Genomic DNA, 15,393 nt, shown 5'->3' on the forward strand with positions numbered 1-15,393 from the left:
AATCGCCCGTGGGGGAGTGGCCCTTGGCTCAGGCGGGGCCCGCGCGGCGCAGTGCCTGGATACGCCGAGAATGTACGGCGATGTCGACTGACACCGGGAAGTTTTCACCGGCACTCAGAGAGCGTCAAGGTCGTTGACGTCAACGGTTGAGAGGCAGGGTGAGAAGTGCGACCGGAGCCGACATGCCCCTCAGCCCCTCCCGGGCTCCACCACCGCGCACTCCGCCGGAGCGGGCCCGGCCCCCGACCCGCGGCGGATCTCATGTCCGGGCAGACCCGCGCGGCCCAGCACCCAGCTCGCCCCGGACAACGATTTCGCGGCCTTCTTGAGCGGTGCCAGGCATGCGGACGCCTGCCGGTGGTCCGCGACGCTGCCCGGCATGCACAGGACCGTGGCCAGGGACAACGTGACGGCTCGCCCTCCCGCGGACCAGGGCGCGTCCAGCACGGAGACGGCCAGCGGATCCAGCCCCTCCGGATCGGCGAGCACCAGGAAGTCGTCCCCACCGATATGGCCCACCCGGGTGCTCTCGGACGCGGCGTGCTGCAGGGCCCGGCCCACCGACCGGATCAACTCGTCGCCCGCCGCGAATCCCGCCCCGTCGTTCACCTGTTTGAAATGGTCGACATCCAGCCAACTCAGCGCGAAGGTCCGCCCGTCCGCGATCCGCCGGTCCACCTCACCGGTGATCGCGTCCGAACCGGGCAGCCGCGTCAGCGGATTGAGCGACGCCGCCTCCTCGACCCGGGTCTCGGCCAGCGCCCGCACCAGGTCCGCCAGGCGTACGACGCCCACGCACCGGCCGTAGCGGTCGACGACGGCGACATCGTCCGACGTCCGGTCGCTGCCGCCGACCGCGACCACGTCCAGGACCTCCCAGGCGGTCGCGTCGATGCCCACCGTCCGTGGCGGGTCGCCCAGTTTGGCCGCGGGCCGGTCGGCGTACAGGGCATGCCCGTAGCGCCCCGACATGGACAGCAGGAAGCGGGACCGGTGCAGCGAGCGGACCGGCACTCCGTCGCGGTCCACGAGCAGCACCCCGGACACGTCCGGCGACCCGGTCAGCAGCGCCCGCACCTGGCCGGCGGACGCGGTGGCGGGCAACAGGGCGGCCGGCCGCACGAACTCCCGGACCGACGGGCCCGACGGCGGTGACGCCATGGCGCCGGGGGAGCGGTGCGGAACGTATACGTCCGCGGCCGGCAGCCGGGCCGGAGGCGCGAACAGCTCCCCCTGCGCCAGCTGCGCACCCGCCGACAGCGCCGCCGCACACTGCAGTTCGGTCTCGACGCCTTCCACCGACAGCAGCGCGCCCAGCTGCTCGCACAAGGTCCGCATCGCCCGCACCGCCGCCGGCCGGGACAGCAGCGACGCATCGAGCTTCACCAGGTCAGGCGCGAGATCGGTGAGCAGCCGCAGCGGTACGTCCCCGTCCCCGACCCCGTCCGCACTGATCCGGAAACCCTGGCTCCGCAGCGATCCCACGGCCTCCAGCAGCGCCCGCTGCGGCACATGCGTGTATGGCGGGACCACATCGACGGTCACCTCCCACGGCAGCCTCCCGGCCTCACGCACGGCGGCATGCAGCGGGGTGAGGCCGCCGAGATCGGCGAGGGTGCCCGCGAACACGTTGACGTGCAGCGGCAGCATCGTCTCCTTGCGCGCCGCCGCTCGGACCGCCAACACGGCCAGCCTGCCGTCGAGTTCGGGATCGCGGCGGGCCTCGGCCAGGATGTCGCCGGCCTCCGGGCGGGCGAGTATCTCCAGGCCCGCGACTCCGCCGGTGGTCAGATTGACCACCGGTTGGAAGGCGAAGCGGAGAGTGTCCGTCCAGGAGTGCACGGGAGCATGATGGCGCCCCCAGCGCACCCCCGAGCGCAGTTCATGAGACATTCACGCAGCATTCCGGACCGATGACGCAGCGTGTGCAACGTCTGCCACTTCCGGACATATGACGGGCGTTCCGTCGTCGCCCGGCGAAAGGCCCGTGGGCGTACGACGGCGGGGTCGCGTTCGTACGGCCGTACCGTCGCGTGTGCCGCACGGCCGGGTCGGGTCCGTCACCGTACCGCGATCACCGCCGAACCATGGCCGAAAAGTCCCTGGTTCGCAGTGATCCCCACCTCTGCCCCGGCGACCTGCCGGGCACCGGCGTCCCGTCGCAACTGCCAGGTCAACTCGCAGACTTGGGCGATCGCCTGAGCCGGGACCGCCTCCCCGAAGGAGGCAAGCCCACCACTGGCGTTCACAGGTATGCGCCCGCCGAGCGCCGTCGCGCCCTCCCGCAGCAGCTTCACGGCCTCGCCCTCGCCGCACAGTCCGAGATCCTCGTACCACTGCAACTCCAGGGCGGTGGACAAGTCGTAGACCTCGGCGAGGGAGAGATCCTCGGGCCCGATACCGGCCTCCTCGTAGGCCGCCCGCGCGATGGACGCGCGGAACGTCTCCGCGGCGGGCTCCACCGTGGCCGCCGAGTCGGTCGCGATGTCCGGCAGGTCCAGCACCGTGTTCGGATAGCGCGGCGTGACCGTGGACACCGCCCGGATCCGCACCGGATCCGTCACCCCGTGGCGGCGCGCGAACTCCATGCTGCACAGCACCAGCGCCGCCCCGCCGTCAGAGGTGGCGCAGATGTCCAGCAGCCGCAGCGGATCGGCGACGACCGCCGAAGCGGCGACCTCCTCCGCGGTGACCGGCTTGCGGTAGCGCGCGTACGGATTGAGCGCCCCCTGTGCCGCGTTCTTCACCTTGACCTGTGCGAAGTCCTCCGGTGTGTCCCCGTGAACAGCCATCCGGCGGCGTGCGTACAGCCCGAAGTACGTCGGATTCGTCGCGCCGAGGACCCGGAAGCGCAGCCAGTCGGGGTCGTCCGGCCGGTCGCCGCCGACGGGGCGGAAGAACCCCTTGGGGGCGGCATCGGCACCCACGACGAGTACCACGTCCGCGAGCCCGGAAAGGATCTGCGCCCGCGCGGTGTTGACGGCCTGGGCCCCCGAAGCGCACGCCGCGTACACGCTCGCGACCCGGGCCCCCTGCCAGCCCAGCGCCTTCGCGAAGGTCGCCCCCGCCACATACCCCGGATAGCCGCCACGCACCGTGTCCGCGCCGACGACCGAATCGACCCGTCGCCACTCCAGCCCCGCGTCGGCGAGCGCCGCCCGGGCGGCCGCCGTCCCATACTCGACGAAGCTGCGCCCCCACTTGCCCCAGGGGTGCATGCCCGCACCGAGCACCGCCACCTCTGCCGTCATACCGCCTCCCCCGTCGGCCGCCACTGCCAGGTCGTCCAGACCGTCTCCGTGTCCTCATGGAGCACGCCCCGGACCACCTCCACCTCCATGCCCACCGCCAGATCGGCGACGGTGACCCCGGGAACCGCCTGTCCCAGCACCACCATCCGCTCGCTCTCCAGCTCCACAGCGATCAACGTGTAAGGCTCCCACGGAAGTTCCGGATCAGTCACATAGGGTGACGGAGGCCGGTATCGGCTGTCGGTGTACGACCAGACGCGCCCGCGCCGCGACAGCGGGACCTCGTCCAGATCGCCGCCCGGGCAGCCGGGGTTGCGGCAGTGCGCGTCCTCGCGGGGGAAGAAGACCGAGGCGCAGGCCGTACAGCGCGTGCCGAGAAGTGTGAAGTCGTCCCCGTCGCCGGTGAACCATCGCTCGACCGCAGGTGTGTGTGTACGTGACAAGAACCCTCCCCGGCAGGTGATCTGACGGAACGTCAGAAGTGTGCCATGGGCAACCTGAAATGAGCAGGGCGTATTGAGAGAACCAAACGGGTCCTTGCGGCGTCGTCGTATCGGGAGAGGCGGCCGGGGCCCACGGGGGTGGCTCCGGCCGCCTCTTCGCGTGCAGTCACACGAACACAATCCTCCGTAGCGCTACGCGGTCTGGCCCCGTGGACCATTGCGGCTCCCGGCGAACCGAAAATCCCTCACCGGCAAGCCCTGATCCGCCCCCCGAAGACGTCCTCACCGTGATCGGATACAGTCCGCCGCGTGTCCGAAAATCAAACCTCCGTCCCCAACTCCGCGCCTGGCTCCCACTGTTCGAGCTGCGGCACGCCCTACGGAGGGGGCGTCTCCGGCTGGCCCCGCACATGTCCGGCCTGCGGGACCGTGGCCTACCGCAATCCGCTGCCGGTCGCCGTCGCTCTGCAACCCGTGTACGACACGAGGGGCACCGCCCTGGTCGTCATCACCCGGACCGTGGCCCCCGCGCGCGGGGGCATCGCGTTGCCCGGCGGGTACATCGACGACCGGGAGGACTGGCGGCACGCCGTCGTGCGCGAACTCAAAGAGGAGACCGGTATTGACGCGGCCGGCCGCGACGTGCGGCTCGTCGACGCGATGAGCTCCCCCGACGGGCACCTGCTTCTCTTCGGTCTGCTGCCGGAACGCCCGGCCGGCGTCCTTCCCGCGTCCGCCGCCACGGACGAGACGGAGGGCTGGCACCTCCTGCGCAGGCCGGAGGAGCTGGCCTTCCCGCTGCACACGGTGGCCGTAGGGGCGTGGTTCGAGGGCCGCTACATCTGAGATCGGCCTTCTATGAGCCCCCGTATGCGCACCGGGTGGGGCGGCGCGTCCCCGCCGCCCTCACCGTCCCGCTCGACGATCAGCTCCCCGCCCTCCCAGCGGGTGACGTACCGCTCGATCCCAGGCTCGTCCCACCCGTCACCCGGGTCCTGCACGACCAGCCCGCCTCCGGTCCGGCCACGGGCCGGCGCCCATACCTCCAGTTCCAGCCCACCGTCGTCCCCGCGCACCGGGACGACGGCACCCGCGCGCGCGAGAACGGGAATCCGCGACAGGGGCGCGTCGACCAGCACCTGCCCCGGCCCGTCGTACGCCTGCTCCGTCACCGTGTCGAACCAGCGGCCCCGCGGCAGCTGCACCGCGCGTCGGTCCGTGCCCGGACCGAGCACCGGGGCCACCAGCAGACTGTCGCCCAGCAGAAACGCATCCTCACAGTTCCGCAGCGCCCGGTCCTCCGGCGCGCCCCACCACATGGGCCGCACATAGGGCGCTCCCGTGCGGCGGGCCAGATGCGCCAGCGTGACGAAGTACGGGAGCAGCCGACGGCGTTCGACGAGCGCCACGCGCGCGTGCTCCAACACCTCCGGCCCGAATTCCCACGGCTCCCTGCGGCCGGCCCGCAGGCTCGCGTGCGTCCGGAACAGCGGCAGGTACGCGCTCAGCTGGAACCACCGCAGATACAGCTCCGGTGACGGACTCCCGTCGAAGCCGCCCACGTCCGGCCCCGAGTACGGCACCCCGCACAGTCCCAGCGCCATGACCAACGCCAGTGACGCCCGCAACCCAGGCCAGCCCGTCGCCACATCACCGGACCACGTCCCCCCGTAGCGCTGCATGCCGGCCCATCCCGAACGGGAGAACAGGAAGGGCCGCTCCTTGGGTGCCAGCGCCCGCAGGCCCTCGTACGCGGCCTGGGCCATGCACAGCGCGTAGACGTTGTGCGCCTCACGATGGTCGCCGCCGCGTCCGTCGAGGTCGTGCCTGGCCGAGCGCGGCAGCGTCGACTCCCCGAAGGCGTTGAACGAGACGGGTTCGTTCATGTCGTGCCAGAACCCGGTGAACCCCTGCGCCAGCCGCTCCTCGTAGAGCCGACCCCACCAGGCACGCACGCGCGCGTGCGTGAAGTCCGGGTAGACAGCCTCCCCGGGCCAGGCGACTCCCCGTACCAGCCCGCCCGAGGCGTCCCGCACGAAGGCCCCCTCGTCCGTACCGCTGTCGTACACCGCGTTGCCCGGTACAGCCTTCACCGCCGGGTCGACGATCGACACCAGCCGGACTCCGTCCCGCCGCAGATCCTCGGCGAGCTGGGGCAGCTTGGGGAAGTGCTCGTGGTCGACGGTGAACACCTGGTGGGCGTCGTAATGGTCGATGTCCAGATGGACCGCGTCCAGCGGCAGGCCGCGCTCCTGGTACCCCGCGACGATCCGTCGGACCTCCTGCTCGCTGCCGAAGCCCCACCGCGCGTGATGGTGGCCCAGCGCCCACGCGGGCGGCAGCGCGGGCGCCCCGGTGAGCGACGCCCAGGCGAGCAGCACGCGCGCGGGAGTGCCCACCATGACCCAGCAGCGCAACGGACCTCCGTCCATGCGCAGTTCGCACGCCCCCGACCGATCGTGACCGGAGCCGGCGCCCTCCTCGCCCTCCCGCAGCGTGAGCGTGCCGTCCCAGGAGGTGTCGTGGAACACCAGATGGGTGGCCGCGTCGGCCACGACCAACTGGACCGGCATCGTGATGTACAGCGGGTCGTCACCGGGACCGAACGGGCGTCCGGGGTCGGTGTTCCACAGTCGGTACGTGCCGTCCCGCAGCCGAGGCCCGGACGCCCTCCCACCGAGCCCGAAGAAGCGCGCGTCGGCGGCCACCTCCGACCGCTGCATCCAGCGTGCCGCGCCTCCGCCCACCGGCTCCCACCAGCGGGGCGGCAGAGCGCGACGCAGGGTCACCCCACCGGGCGTACGCACCTCCACGGCGCCGTGCCGGGAGACGACGACCGTCACGCGCTCCGCCACGACCCGCCAGCCGCCGTCCTTGTCCGGCTCCAGCACCGCCCGGGGGTCCGGCTCCGGACAGCGTCCCGCGAGGGCGTACGAGGGCTCGGGAGCGGCCCCGTCCCAGCCCCAGAAGACGGCGCCGTTCACGGCGACGGTGATCCGCAGCTCGGACCTGCTGAAGCGGACCAGGCCGCCCCCGGGGCCGGGCTCCACCTGTTGCACGACACCCGGTACCCGGGCGCGCTCGGCACCCCGCGCCGGGAGCCCGGCCGCGTCGGCTCGCCTGCGGCGCCATGCCGCCTGCACGGCACGCAACCTCTGAGCGGCTCCCGCAGAGCCGACTGCCTTCACCGAACGCACCAGGTCACGACCGTTCATGCTGCTCACCCTGCCATTGACCGCGCCACACACGCGTGTCGTTCAGCTGCCGTTCACCCGTGGCAAGACCACATCTTCACGACGCCGACTATGTGGGGCGCACCCTGGTGCAGAAGTCGATCACATGGCATCGTCCGTGTCAGCCGCGTCACGCGCACACCCCAGCCCGTGCGCGGGAGACGCACACGACGCGCACAGTCCGGGAGCCGCCCCATGTCGACCGTGAACCCCCAGCCGCTGTGGCAACCAGATCCGGAACGCATCGCCCAGGCACAGATCACCAAGTTCCAGGCCCGGGCGGCCGAGCATCACGGAGCCCCCTCCGAGGGCGGCTACGCGGCGCTGCACCGCTGGTCCGTCGACGAACTGGACACGTTCTGGAAGGCCGTCACGGAGTGGTTCGACGTACAGTTCTCCACGCCGTACGCGCGTGTGCTGGGCGACCGCTCGATGCCCGGTGCCCAGTGGTTCCCCGGCGCCACCCTGAACTACGCCGAGCACGCCCTCCGCGCGGCCGCGTCCCGCCCGGACGAACCAGCCCTGCTGCATGTCGACGAGACCCACCAGCCGCGCCCCGTCACTTGGTCCGAGCTGCGCCGCCAGGTCGGCTCCCTCGCCGCCGAGCTGCGGGCCCTCGGCGTACGCCCCGGAGACCGCGTCAGCGGCTACCTCCCGAACATCCCGCAGGCGGTCGTCGCCCTCCTCGCCACGGCCGCCGTGGGCGGCGTGTGGACGTCCTGCGCCCCCGACTTCGGCGCCCGCAGCGTCCTCGACCGCTTCCAGCAGGTCGAACCGGTCGTGCTCTTCACCGTCGACGGCTACCGCTACGGCGGCAAGGAACACGACCGCCGCGACATCGTCGCCGAACTCCGCCGCGAACTGCCCACCCTGCGCGCGGTCGTCCACATCCCCGTCCTCGGCACCCCGGTCCCCGAAGGCGCCCTGGAATGGTCGGCCCTGACGGCCGCGGACACCGAGCCCGTCTTCGAGCAGGTGCCCTTCGACCACCCCCTGTGGGTGCTCTACTCCTCCGGCACCACAGGCCTGCCGAAGGCCATCGTCCAGTCCCAGGGCGGCATCCTCGTCGAGCACCTCAAGCAACTCGGCCTGCACTGCGACCTAGGCCCCGAGGACCGTTTCTTCTGGTACACGTCGACCGGCTGGATGATGTGGAACTTCCTCGTGTCCGGCCTCCTCACCGGCACGACGATCGTGCTCTACGACGGAAGCCCCGGCTACCCGGACACGGGCGCCCAGTGGCGGGTCGCCGAACGCACACAGGCCACTTTGTACGGCACCTCGGCCGCCTACGTCATGGCCTGCCGCAAGGCCGAGGTGCACCCGGCACGCGACTTCGACCTCTCCACCGTGCAGTGCGTCGCAACCACCGGATCCCCCCTCCCGCCCGACGGGTTCCGCTGGCTGCACGACGAGGTCCGCGACGACCTGTGGATCGCGTCCGTCAGCGGTGGCACGGACGTGTGCTCCTGCTTCGCAGGAGCCGTACCGACCCTCCCCGTGTACATCGGCGAGCTCCAGGCACCCGGCCTGGGCACCGATCTGCAGTCCTGGGACCCCAGCGGAAAACCCCTGATCGACGCGGTCGGCGAACTCGTGGTCACCAACCCCATGCCGTCCATGCCCATCCACTTCTGGAACGACCCCGACGGCAGCCGCTACCACGACAGCTACTTCGACACGTACCCCGGCGTGTGGCGCCACGGCGACTGGATCACCGTCACCCCCCGAGGCTCCGTCGTCATCCACGGCCGCTCCGACTCCACGCTCAACCGCCAGGGCGTGCGCATGGGGTCCGCCGACATCTACGAAGCCGTCGAGCGTCTCCCCGAGATCAAGGAATCCCTCGTCATCGGCATCGAACAGCCCGACGGCGGCTACTGGATGCCCCTCTTCGTGCACCTGGTCCCAGGGGCCGCTCTCGACGAGGCCCTCCTGAACCGCATCAAGCAGACCATCCGCGAACAGCTCTCACCGCGTCACATCCCCGACGAGATCATCGAAGTTCCCGGAATCCCGCACACCCTGACCGGCAAGCGCATCGAGGTCCCGGTCAAACGCCTCCTCCAGGGCACACCCTTGGAGAAGGCGGTCAACCCCGGCTCCATCGACAACCTCGACCTGCTGCACTTCTACGAGGACCTCGCCCACAAACGCGCCTGAGGATCAACCCCCGTACGTGGCCTCCGACTCACCGAGCACAACGGCGAAGTCGGAGGCCAGCCGCACCGCGTCGACGGGCTCGAGATCGGCCACCGAGATCCGTACACCCGGACCGGCCGCCAGCCGGAAGCGAGCACCTGACGCGACCCACCACCCGTACGACCGCAGCCCGTTCACCACGGCCGACTCGTCGCGCACAGACACCCACACATTCATCCCGCTCGCCCCATGTGCCTCGATGCCCCGTCCTCCGAACTCTTGAAGAAGAGCGCTCCGGCGCAGGGCATAGGCCTCCCCGGCACGCGTCACCAACGCGCGCGTGCCGTCGTCGGTCAGCAGCCCGTACACCGTTTCCTGGAGCATATGGCTGACCCAGCCCGACGTCAGCAGCAGCCGCCCGTCGTGCCGCGCCAGCGTGGTCGCGTCACACGCCGCCGTCGCCCACCGCAGGTCCGTCCCGAGGAACTTGCTCACCGTCCGTACGTGCACCCAGCGCGCCGGCCCACGGGCCGTCAGCGTGTGCAGGGGCGCTCCGGCCACTTCGGAGGCATGGTCGTTCTCGACGACGAGCACTTCGGGCTCGTCCCGGAGAACGTCGACCAGCGCGTCCCTGCGCACCGCGGAAAAGCAGCCGCCGTACGGGTTCTGGGCCCGAGGACTGCACACCAGGGCGCGCGCGCCCGCCCGTAGAGCCGCGCGCAGGGCATCGGGGCGCACTCCCTCGTCGTCCACGGCCACGGGAACGATCCGCAACCCCAAAGCCGTTACAAGATCCAGCAGATGGTGATACCCGGGATCCTCCATCGCGACGGCATCGCCCGGCCGCAGCTCCACCGACAGCAGCCGCCCGATCAGATCCAGCGCTCCGTGAGCGAACGTCACATGCTCCACGGGCACACCATCAGGCAGCAGCCAGTCGCGCACGGCATCTTCCAGCCGCTCCAGCCTGGGCGTCGACCGGTGTGACCGGGCACCGGGTGACAGACGCGACGGAGGTACGAGCGCAGGCAGCAGCGCGGGGTCCGGATGCCCACCCGACAAGTCCCGCAGCCCCTCCGGCACTTTCGGCGGCCGCCGCGACGCCACAGCCGGCTCCGGTGCCACCACGGTGCCGCCCCGCCCTCGCGTGACCACGATGCCGCGTCCCCGAAGTTCCTTGTAGGCGGTGGCGACCGTCCCCGGACTCACCCCGAGCTCGTCCGCGAGCCGTCGTACCGGAGGCAGCACGGCCCCCGGGCCCAATGAGCCTTCTGCCACGCCCTGTTCGACGGACGCGGCAATCCCCTTGGCCGTCGTACCACTGATCCCATATTGTGTTGCCACATTGACAATTATGTACCAATACATAATGGGAAGCAAGGGGGAGCAGTGCGGTCGAGAGGTCTCACGGCAGCATGGTCATCACGCATTCCCGGAGGCCGCGACGGACGCAGAATGCTCACGGTCGCCCTCGTCGACCGAATCGGCAGCGGACTGTGGGCCTCCGTGTCCGTCCTGTACTTCACCTACGTCTCCGGCCTCTCCGTCGCTGAGGTCGGTAGCCTCGTCGCCGTCGCCGGGGCCATCGGAATCGCCGGGGCACCCCTGGGCGGCCGAATCGCCGACCGGTTCCCCCTCACCCGAGTCCTCATCGCCGTGCAACTCCTGCGCGCCCTGGCCTCCTTCGCCCTCCTCACCACCCATGACTACGCCCTGCTCCTCGCCTTCTCGGCCGTCGGGAGCCTCGGCGACCGCGCCTCGAGCGTCCTCACCAGGCTGTACGCCGCCCGCGTCGCCGGAGCCGGCCGAGTCCGCTACCAGGCAGTCCACCGAACCGTCGCCAACGCCGGCTGGGCCCTGGGCGGCCTCGCCGCGGCAGCGGCACTCGCCGTCGGCACCACCACCGCGTATCAGTGGCTCCTCATCGGCGACGCACTGTCCTTCGTCGTCTCCGCGCTGCTGACCTTGCGGTGCGGCGAGCCACCCTCCCCATGCCGGACCGTGATCACGTCGAAGGACCCGGCACCCACAACACAACGGGCGAACCCCTGGCGTGACCGCACCTACCTCGCCTACGTCGCCACCGAGACCCTTCTCTCCCTCCACGACTCGGTCTTCAAGCTCGGTCTGCCCTTGTGGATCGCCCACGCGAGCAACGCCCCACACGGCCTCGTCCCTCTGCTAATGGTCCTCAACAACGTGATGGTGGTGGCCCTCCAGGTACCGCTGGCCCGCTTCGGGACAACGACCGCGGCGGCACGCGCCCTGCTGAAACCGCTCTCCGCGGTATTCGCGCTGGGCGGAGTCACCCTGGCGCTCGCAGCCACCGGCGCAACCCTCACCGCCACGCTGCTCCTCACCGCCTCGGCCGTCGCGTTCACCGTGGCGGAGATGCTCCACGCCACCGTCTCCTGGGAACTGTCGCTCGCCCTCGCCCCCGACACCGCGCAAGGCCTCTACCTCGGCGTCCACGGCCTCGCCCAGTCCGCCCAGCGCAGCGTCGGACCCCTCGCCGTCACCGCCGCCATCGCCACCGGCCCCGCAGGGTGGATCGCGTTCGGCGCCGGCATCGCCCTGACCTGCCTGATCCAGCACCGCCTGGTCCGCGAACGCCTCGCCCGGAAGCCATTGTCAGTGCCGCCCGTTACTGTGAGTGAGCATTGACCGACTGCACGCAGGGGGAAGAATGGCGCACACCGACCACCAGACCATGCGGCGCGTCCTGCGCCGTGAAATCGCGGGCACCATCGGCCTGCTGACGGACGAGCACGACTTCCGCGCCATGCGGCGCTATCGCACCTTCACCTTCGACGACCACAGGACATACCTCCAACAAGTGGAGGCGCTGCTCAAGACGCGTGCCTCTCAGGGCAACCACACGACAGTCGCCCTCTTCGACCCGCAGGAGTACGCCGACTTCTGCGCGGACACAGGCCTGGATCCCGACATCCCGACGAGCCGCACCCGGTTCACAGCCGAAGTCGCGACCACTGGCCCAACGGTTCCCTACGAGGGCCAGCCCCTCGCCGACCTCGTCCCGACCCTGATCGACGAGGCCGTACGCCAGGCGACGTGGGAGTACGCGTCCACACTGCTCGCCCGACTCGGCGCCTGCGCGTCCTGCGGGGAAGACATCGGCCGTGCGGCCTTCGTCAGCGCATCACAATTCCTCGTCCGCATCCTCGACACGGCCCAGCCAGGCGCCCGCCATCTCGTCTGCAGCGTCTCGGGGACACCGGAAACACTCGTCTCCGTCCTCCACGCCGACGGCGGTGCGGACGGCACGACCCAGCTCGACGAGTCCGAGGCCCTCGAATTCATCACAGTCCTCGCCCTCGGCCTCGCCACCGAAAGCCCGGGCGGACTCGTGATGCGGACCAGCGCGCCAGACACTCCCGACCGGATCTACGGCTGGCGCCTACGCGGAGACGGCCTCGAACCCCTCACCGCCGGCGAGGTCTTCGACGCCTACTGCACCGACGTCGAATCCGGAGACCTCATCTCCCCGGAATCCGGCGTGGACTACTGCACGCCACCCGACCTCGGACTGGACGAGGAGCGACCGACGACGGGGCACGACCACTGAACACGCGAGGGGCGCCCCACCCGAAGGCGGGGCGCCCCTCATCAACAGCCCAAGACGGCCTGCCGCTTCGCCCTACTCGCCGGACAGCACAGCCTGTGCCGCGGTGCGCGCGTCCTCGGCGCTGTCCGCAGCCCGCGCCGCCGCGGCAGCACGCTCACACTGGGCCAGCGTGTACTTCGCGAGAGTCGCCCGGACATAAGGAATCGACGCCGCACCCATGGAAAGAGAGGTGACCCCAAGACCGGTCAGCACACACGCGAGCAGCGGGTCCGACGCCGCCTCACCGCAGACACCACAGCTCTTGCCCTCGGCCTTCGCCGCTTCGGCTGACAGCGCCACCAGGTCGAGCAGCGCAGGCTGCCACGGGTCCTGCAGCCGGGAGACGGCCCCCACCTGCCGGTCGGCAGCAAAGGTGTACTGCGCGAGGTCATTGGTTCCCAGGGACAGGAACTCGACCTCCTGCAGAACCGAGCGCGCCCGCAGCGCGGCCGACGGGATCTCGACCATCGCACCGAACTTCGCCTGCAGCCCAGCCGCACGGCACGCGTCGGCGAACGCCTTGGCGTCGGCACGGTCCGCCACCATCGGGGCCATGACCTCGAGGTAGACCGGCAGTCCCTCCGACGCCTTCGCCAGCGCCGTCAGCTGGGTGCGCAGCACCTCAGGGTGGTCGAGCAGCGTTCGAAGACCGCGTACACCCAACGCCGGGTTCGGCTCGTCGGCGGGCGTCAGGAAGTCCAGAGGCTTGTCCGCGCCCGCGTCCAGCACCCGTACGACGACGCGCCCCTCGGGAAAGGCCTCGAGCACCTGCCGGTAAGCCTCGACCTGCTTCTCCTCCGACGGCGCACTCTTGCTGTCGTCGAGGAAGAGGAACTCGGTACGGAAGAGTCCGACGCCCTCGGCGCCGGCCTCGACAGCGGCCGGCACATCCGCCGGACCCCCGACATTGGCCAGCAACGGCACCTTGTGACCATCGGCCGTGGCCCCCGGTCCGGTCGAGGCGGCCAGCGCGGCCTTGCGCTCGGCGGCCGCAGCCTCGAGCTGGGCCTTCTTCTCTTCGCTCGGGTTCACGAAAATATCGCCGGTGCTGCCGTCCACGGCGATCACCGTGCCCTCGGCGAGCTCACCGGCGCCCGGCAGCGCCACGACGGCCGGAACGCCGAGCGCCCGAGCCAGGATCGCGCTATGGCTGGTCGGCCCGCCCTCCTCAGTGACGAAACCGAGGACGAGAGTCGGGTCCAGCAGTGCCGTGTCGGCAGGCGCCAGGTCACGAGCGACCAGAACGTACGGGTGGTCGCTGTCCGGAACGCCGGGCATCGGCACCCCGAGCAGCCGGGCGACGATACGATTCCGCACGTCGTCGAGGTCGGCCACGCGACCGGCGAGGTACTCGCCGGCACCCGCCAGCAGCTCGCGATACGCGGCGAACGCGTCGTACACCGCACGCTCGGCCGTGCTGCCGACCGCGACTCGACGGTCCACATCCGCCATCAGCTCGGGGTCCTGAGCCATCATGGCCTGCGCCTCGAGCACCGCTTGGGCTTCGCCGCCCGCCAGATTGCCGCGCGCAATCAGATCGGCCGCAACAGCTTCCACGGCCTTACGGGCGCGCCCCTGTTCACGCTCCGCGTCCTCCGCCGGAATCTGCTTGGCAGGCGGTTCGAGGACCGCCGTTCCCATGTGCCGAACCTCGCCGATCGCCACACCGTGGCTCACGCCGACGCCTCGCAGCGTTGTCTCCATCTCACCCGTCTCCGATAGTGCGGCGGGTCCCGCCGCCGCGATGGTTGTCCCTACTTGCCGTCATACGACGGCACCGACGTCACTTCCAGACGAAGAGACTGTCGCCGGCCTTCACATCACCGTCGTCACGGAGGTCGGAGAGCGCCTCTGCCGTGGCCTCGAGCGCCACGATCGGACACACCGCGGACTTACCGGCGGCCTCGACGGCAGCCGGGTTCCAGCGCACGATGCTCTGGCCGCGCTGCACGGTGTCGCCCTTGTTCACGAGCAGCTCGAAGCCCTCGCCGTTCAGCTGAACCGTGTCGATACCGAGATGGGTGAGCACACCGTGCCCCTGCTCGTCGACGACGACAAAGGCGTGCGGGTGGAGAGAAACGATCACTCCGTCGACGGGCGAGACCGCCTCGGAAGGCTCACGCACGGGGTCGATCGCCGTACCGGGGCCGACCATGGCCCCGGAGAAGACCGGATCCGGCACGGCGGCCAGTCCGATGGCGCGTCCTGCAAGAGGGGACGTCACGGTGGTCATGGGAAGCCTCCCAGGGGTGGAGATGCACACGGGCCGTCACCGTCACTGTCTGTCCCGGACGGCGCACTGTGCAGCAGCGTATGTCAGATGAAGTGCGTGTTCCGCATGAAAGATAACGCCTAGTGGTCTAGACCACCAGCCCAATCGATTTGCACCCTCTTCGCGGCCCCGTGTAGAGTCGTATCCCTGCTGGAGGCCGAGCGACGTGACCAAGCGTCCTGGCTCCGGCGGCATCCAACTTGTCAGATCCTATCTCGGGATCATCTTCTGCATGTCTGCAGGAGGATGGTCAGAGGGCCGGAAAAACACTGATAGAGTTTGGAAACACCGAAGGGAAGCGCCCGGAGGAAAGCCGCGAGAGAGTGTTTCTCGGGTGAGTACGAAGGAAGCGTCCGTTCCTTGAGAACTCAACAGCGTGCCAAAAATCAACGCCAGATATGTTGATACCCCGTCTCCGACCGTTCGG

General features: G+C 70.4%; 11 protein-coding genes. 4 read left to right on the top strand and 7 right to left on the bottom strand.

Going from position 1 to position 15,393, the window contains the following annotated elements:
- Positions 1-189: 189 nt before the first annotated feature.
- The 3 genes from AB0I98_RS43905 to AB0I98_RS43915 all read right to left on the bottom strand — a co-directional run bounded on the left by AB0I98_RS43905 (position 190) and on the right by AB0I98_RS43915 (position 3,694).
- Positions 190-1,842 carry a GGDEF domain-containing protein gene (locus AB0I98_RS43905; protein ID WP_362951680.1) on the bottom strand — a complete coding sequence of 551 codons (1,653 nt, stop codon included), beginning with the start codon at positions 1,840-1,842 and terminating at the stop codon, positions 190-192.
- A gap of 218 nt (positions 1,843-2,060) precedes the next feature.
- Positions 2,061-3,251: a lipid-transfer protein gene (locus tag AB0I98_RS43910; protein WP_362951681.1), complete on the bottom strand. Its 1,191-nt coding sequence runs from the start codon at positions 3,249-3,251 to the stop codon at positions 2,061-2,063.
- Positions 3,248-3,694, bottom strand: coding sequence for a zinc ribbon domain-containing protein (locus tag AB0I98_RS43915; protein WP_362951682.1), 447 nt, complete (start codon positions 3,692-3,694; stop codon positions 3,248-3,250). The genes AB0I98_RS43910 and AB0I98_RS43915 overlap by 4 nt, the downstream gene beginning before the upstream one ends.
- Positions 3,695-4,003: 309 nt before the next feature.
- Between AB0I98_RS43915 and AB0I98_RS43920 the strand changes: the two genes are divergently transcribed.
- The gene (locus tag AB0I98_RS43920; RefSeq protein WP_362951683.1) at positions 4,004-4,540 is read left to right on the top strand and encodes an NUDIX domain-containing protein; all 537 of its coding nucleotides are present in this window, start codon (positions 4,004-4,006) and stop codon (positions 4,538-4,540) included.
- On the opposite strand, the gene AB0I98_RS43925 is transcribed toward AB0I98_RS43920, so the two are convergent.
- On the bottom strand, positions 4,531-6,909 hold the full coding sequence (locus AB0I98_RS43925) for a glycoside hydrolase family 31 protein (RefSeq protein ID WP_362951684.1): 2,379 nt from the start codon (positions 6,907-6,909) through the stop codon (positions 4,531-4,533). The two genes, AB0I98_RS43920 and AB0I98_RS43925, sit on opposite strands and share 10 nt — an antisense overlap.
- Positions 6,910-7,122: 213 nt before the next feature.
- On the opposite strand from AB0I98_RS43925, the gene AB0I98_RS43930 reads away from it, so the two are divergent.
- Positions 7,123-9,090, top strand: coding sequence for an acetoacetate--CoA ligase (locus AB0I98_RS43930; protein WP_362951685.1), 1,968 nt, complete (start codon positions 7,123-7,125; stop codon positions 9,088-9,090).
- Positions 9,091-9,093: 3 nt separating this feature from the next.
- Here the strand turns inward: AB0I98_RS43930 and AB0I98_RS43935 are convergent, their stop codons facing one another.
- Positions 9,094-10,413, bottom strand: coding sequence for an aminotransferase class I/II-fold pyridoxal phosphate-dependent enzyme (locus tag AB0I98_RS43935; RefSeq protein WP_362951686.1), 1,320 nt, complete (start codon positions 10,411-10,413; stop codon positions 9,094-9,096).
- A gap of 111 nt (positions 10,414-10,524) precedes the next feature.
- Here AB0I98_RS43935 and AB0I98_RS43940 point away from each other — a divergent pair, with 111 nt between their 5' ends.
- Both AB0I98_RS43940 and AB0I98_RS43945 read left to right on the top strand, forming a co-directional pair.
- The gene (locus tag AB0I98_RS43940; protein WP_362951687.1) at positions 10,525-11,733 is read left to right on the top strand and encodes an MFS transporter; all 1,209 of its coding nucleotides are present in this window, start codon (positions 10,525-10,527) and stop codon (positions 11,731-11,733) included.
- Positions 11,734-11,755: 22 nt separating this feature from the next.
- Positions 11,756-12,655, top strand: coding sequence for a hypothetical protein (locus AB0I98_RS43945; RefSeq protein ID WP_362951688.1), 900 nt, complete (start codon positions 11,756-11,758; stop codon positions 12,653-12,655).
- Between the two features lie 72 nt (positions 12,656-12,727).
- Here the strand turns inward: AB0I98_RS43945 and ptsP are convergent, their stop codons facing one another.
- The gene (ptsP, locus tag AB0I98_RS43950; protein ID WP_362951689.1) at positions 12,728-14,398 is read right to left on the bottom strand and encodes a phosphoenolpyruvate--protein phosphotransferase; all 1,671 of its coding nucleotides are present in this window, start codon (positions 14,396-14,398) and stop codon (positions 12,728-12,730) included.
- A gap of 79 nt (positions 14,399-14,477) precedes the next feature.
- Complete coding sequence (locus tag AB0I98_RS43955; protein ID WP_210581459.1) at positions 14,478-14,927, bottom strand: PTS glucose transporter subunit IIA; 450 nt, start codon at positions 14,925-14,927, stop codon at positions 14,478-14,480.
- Positions 14,928-15,393: the final 466 nt, after the last annotated feature.

Origin of the sequence: Streptomyces sp. NPDC050211 (assembly GCF_040656035.1) — a bacterium.
Lineage (GTDB): Bacteria > Actinomycetota > Actinomycetes > Streptomycetales > Streptomycetaceae > Streptomyces.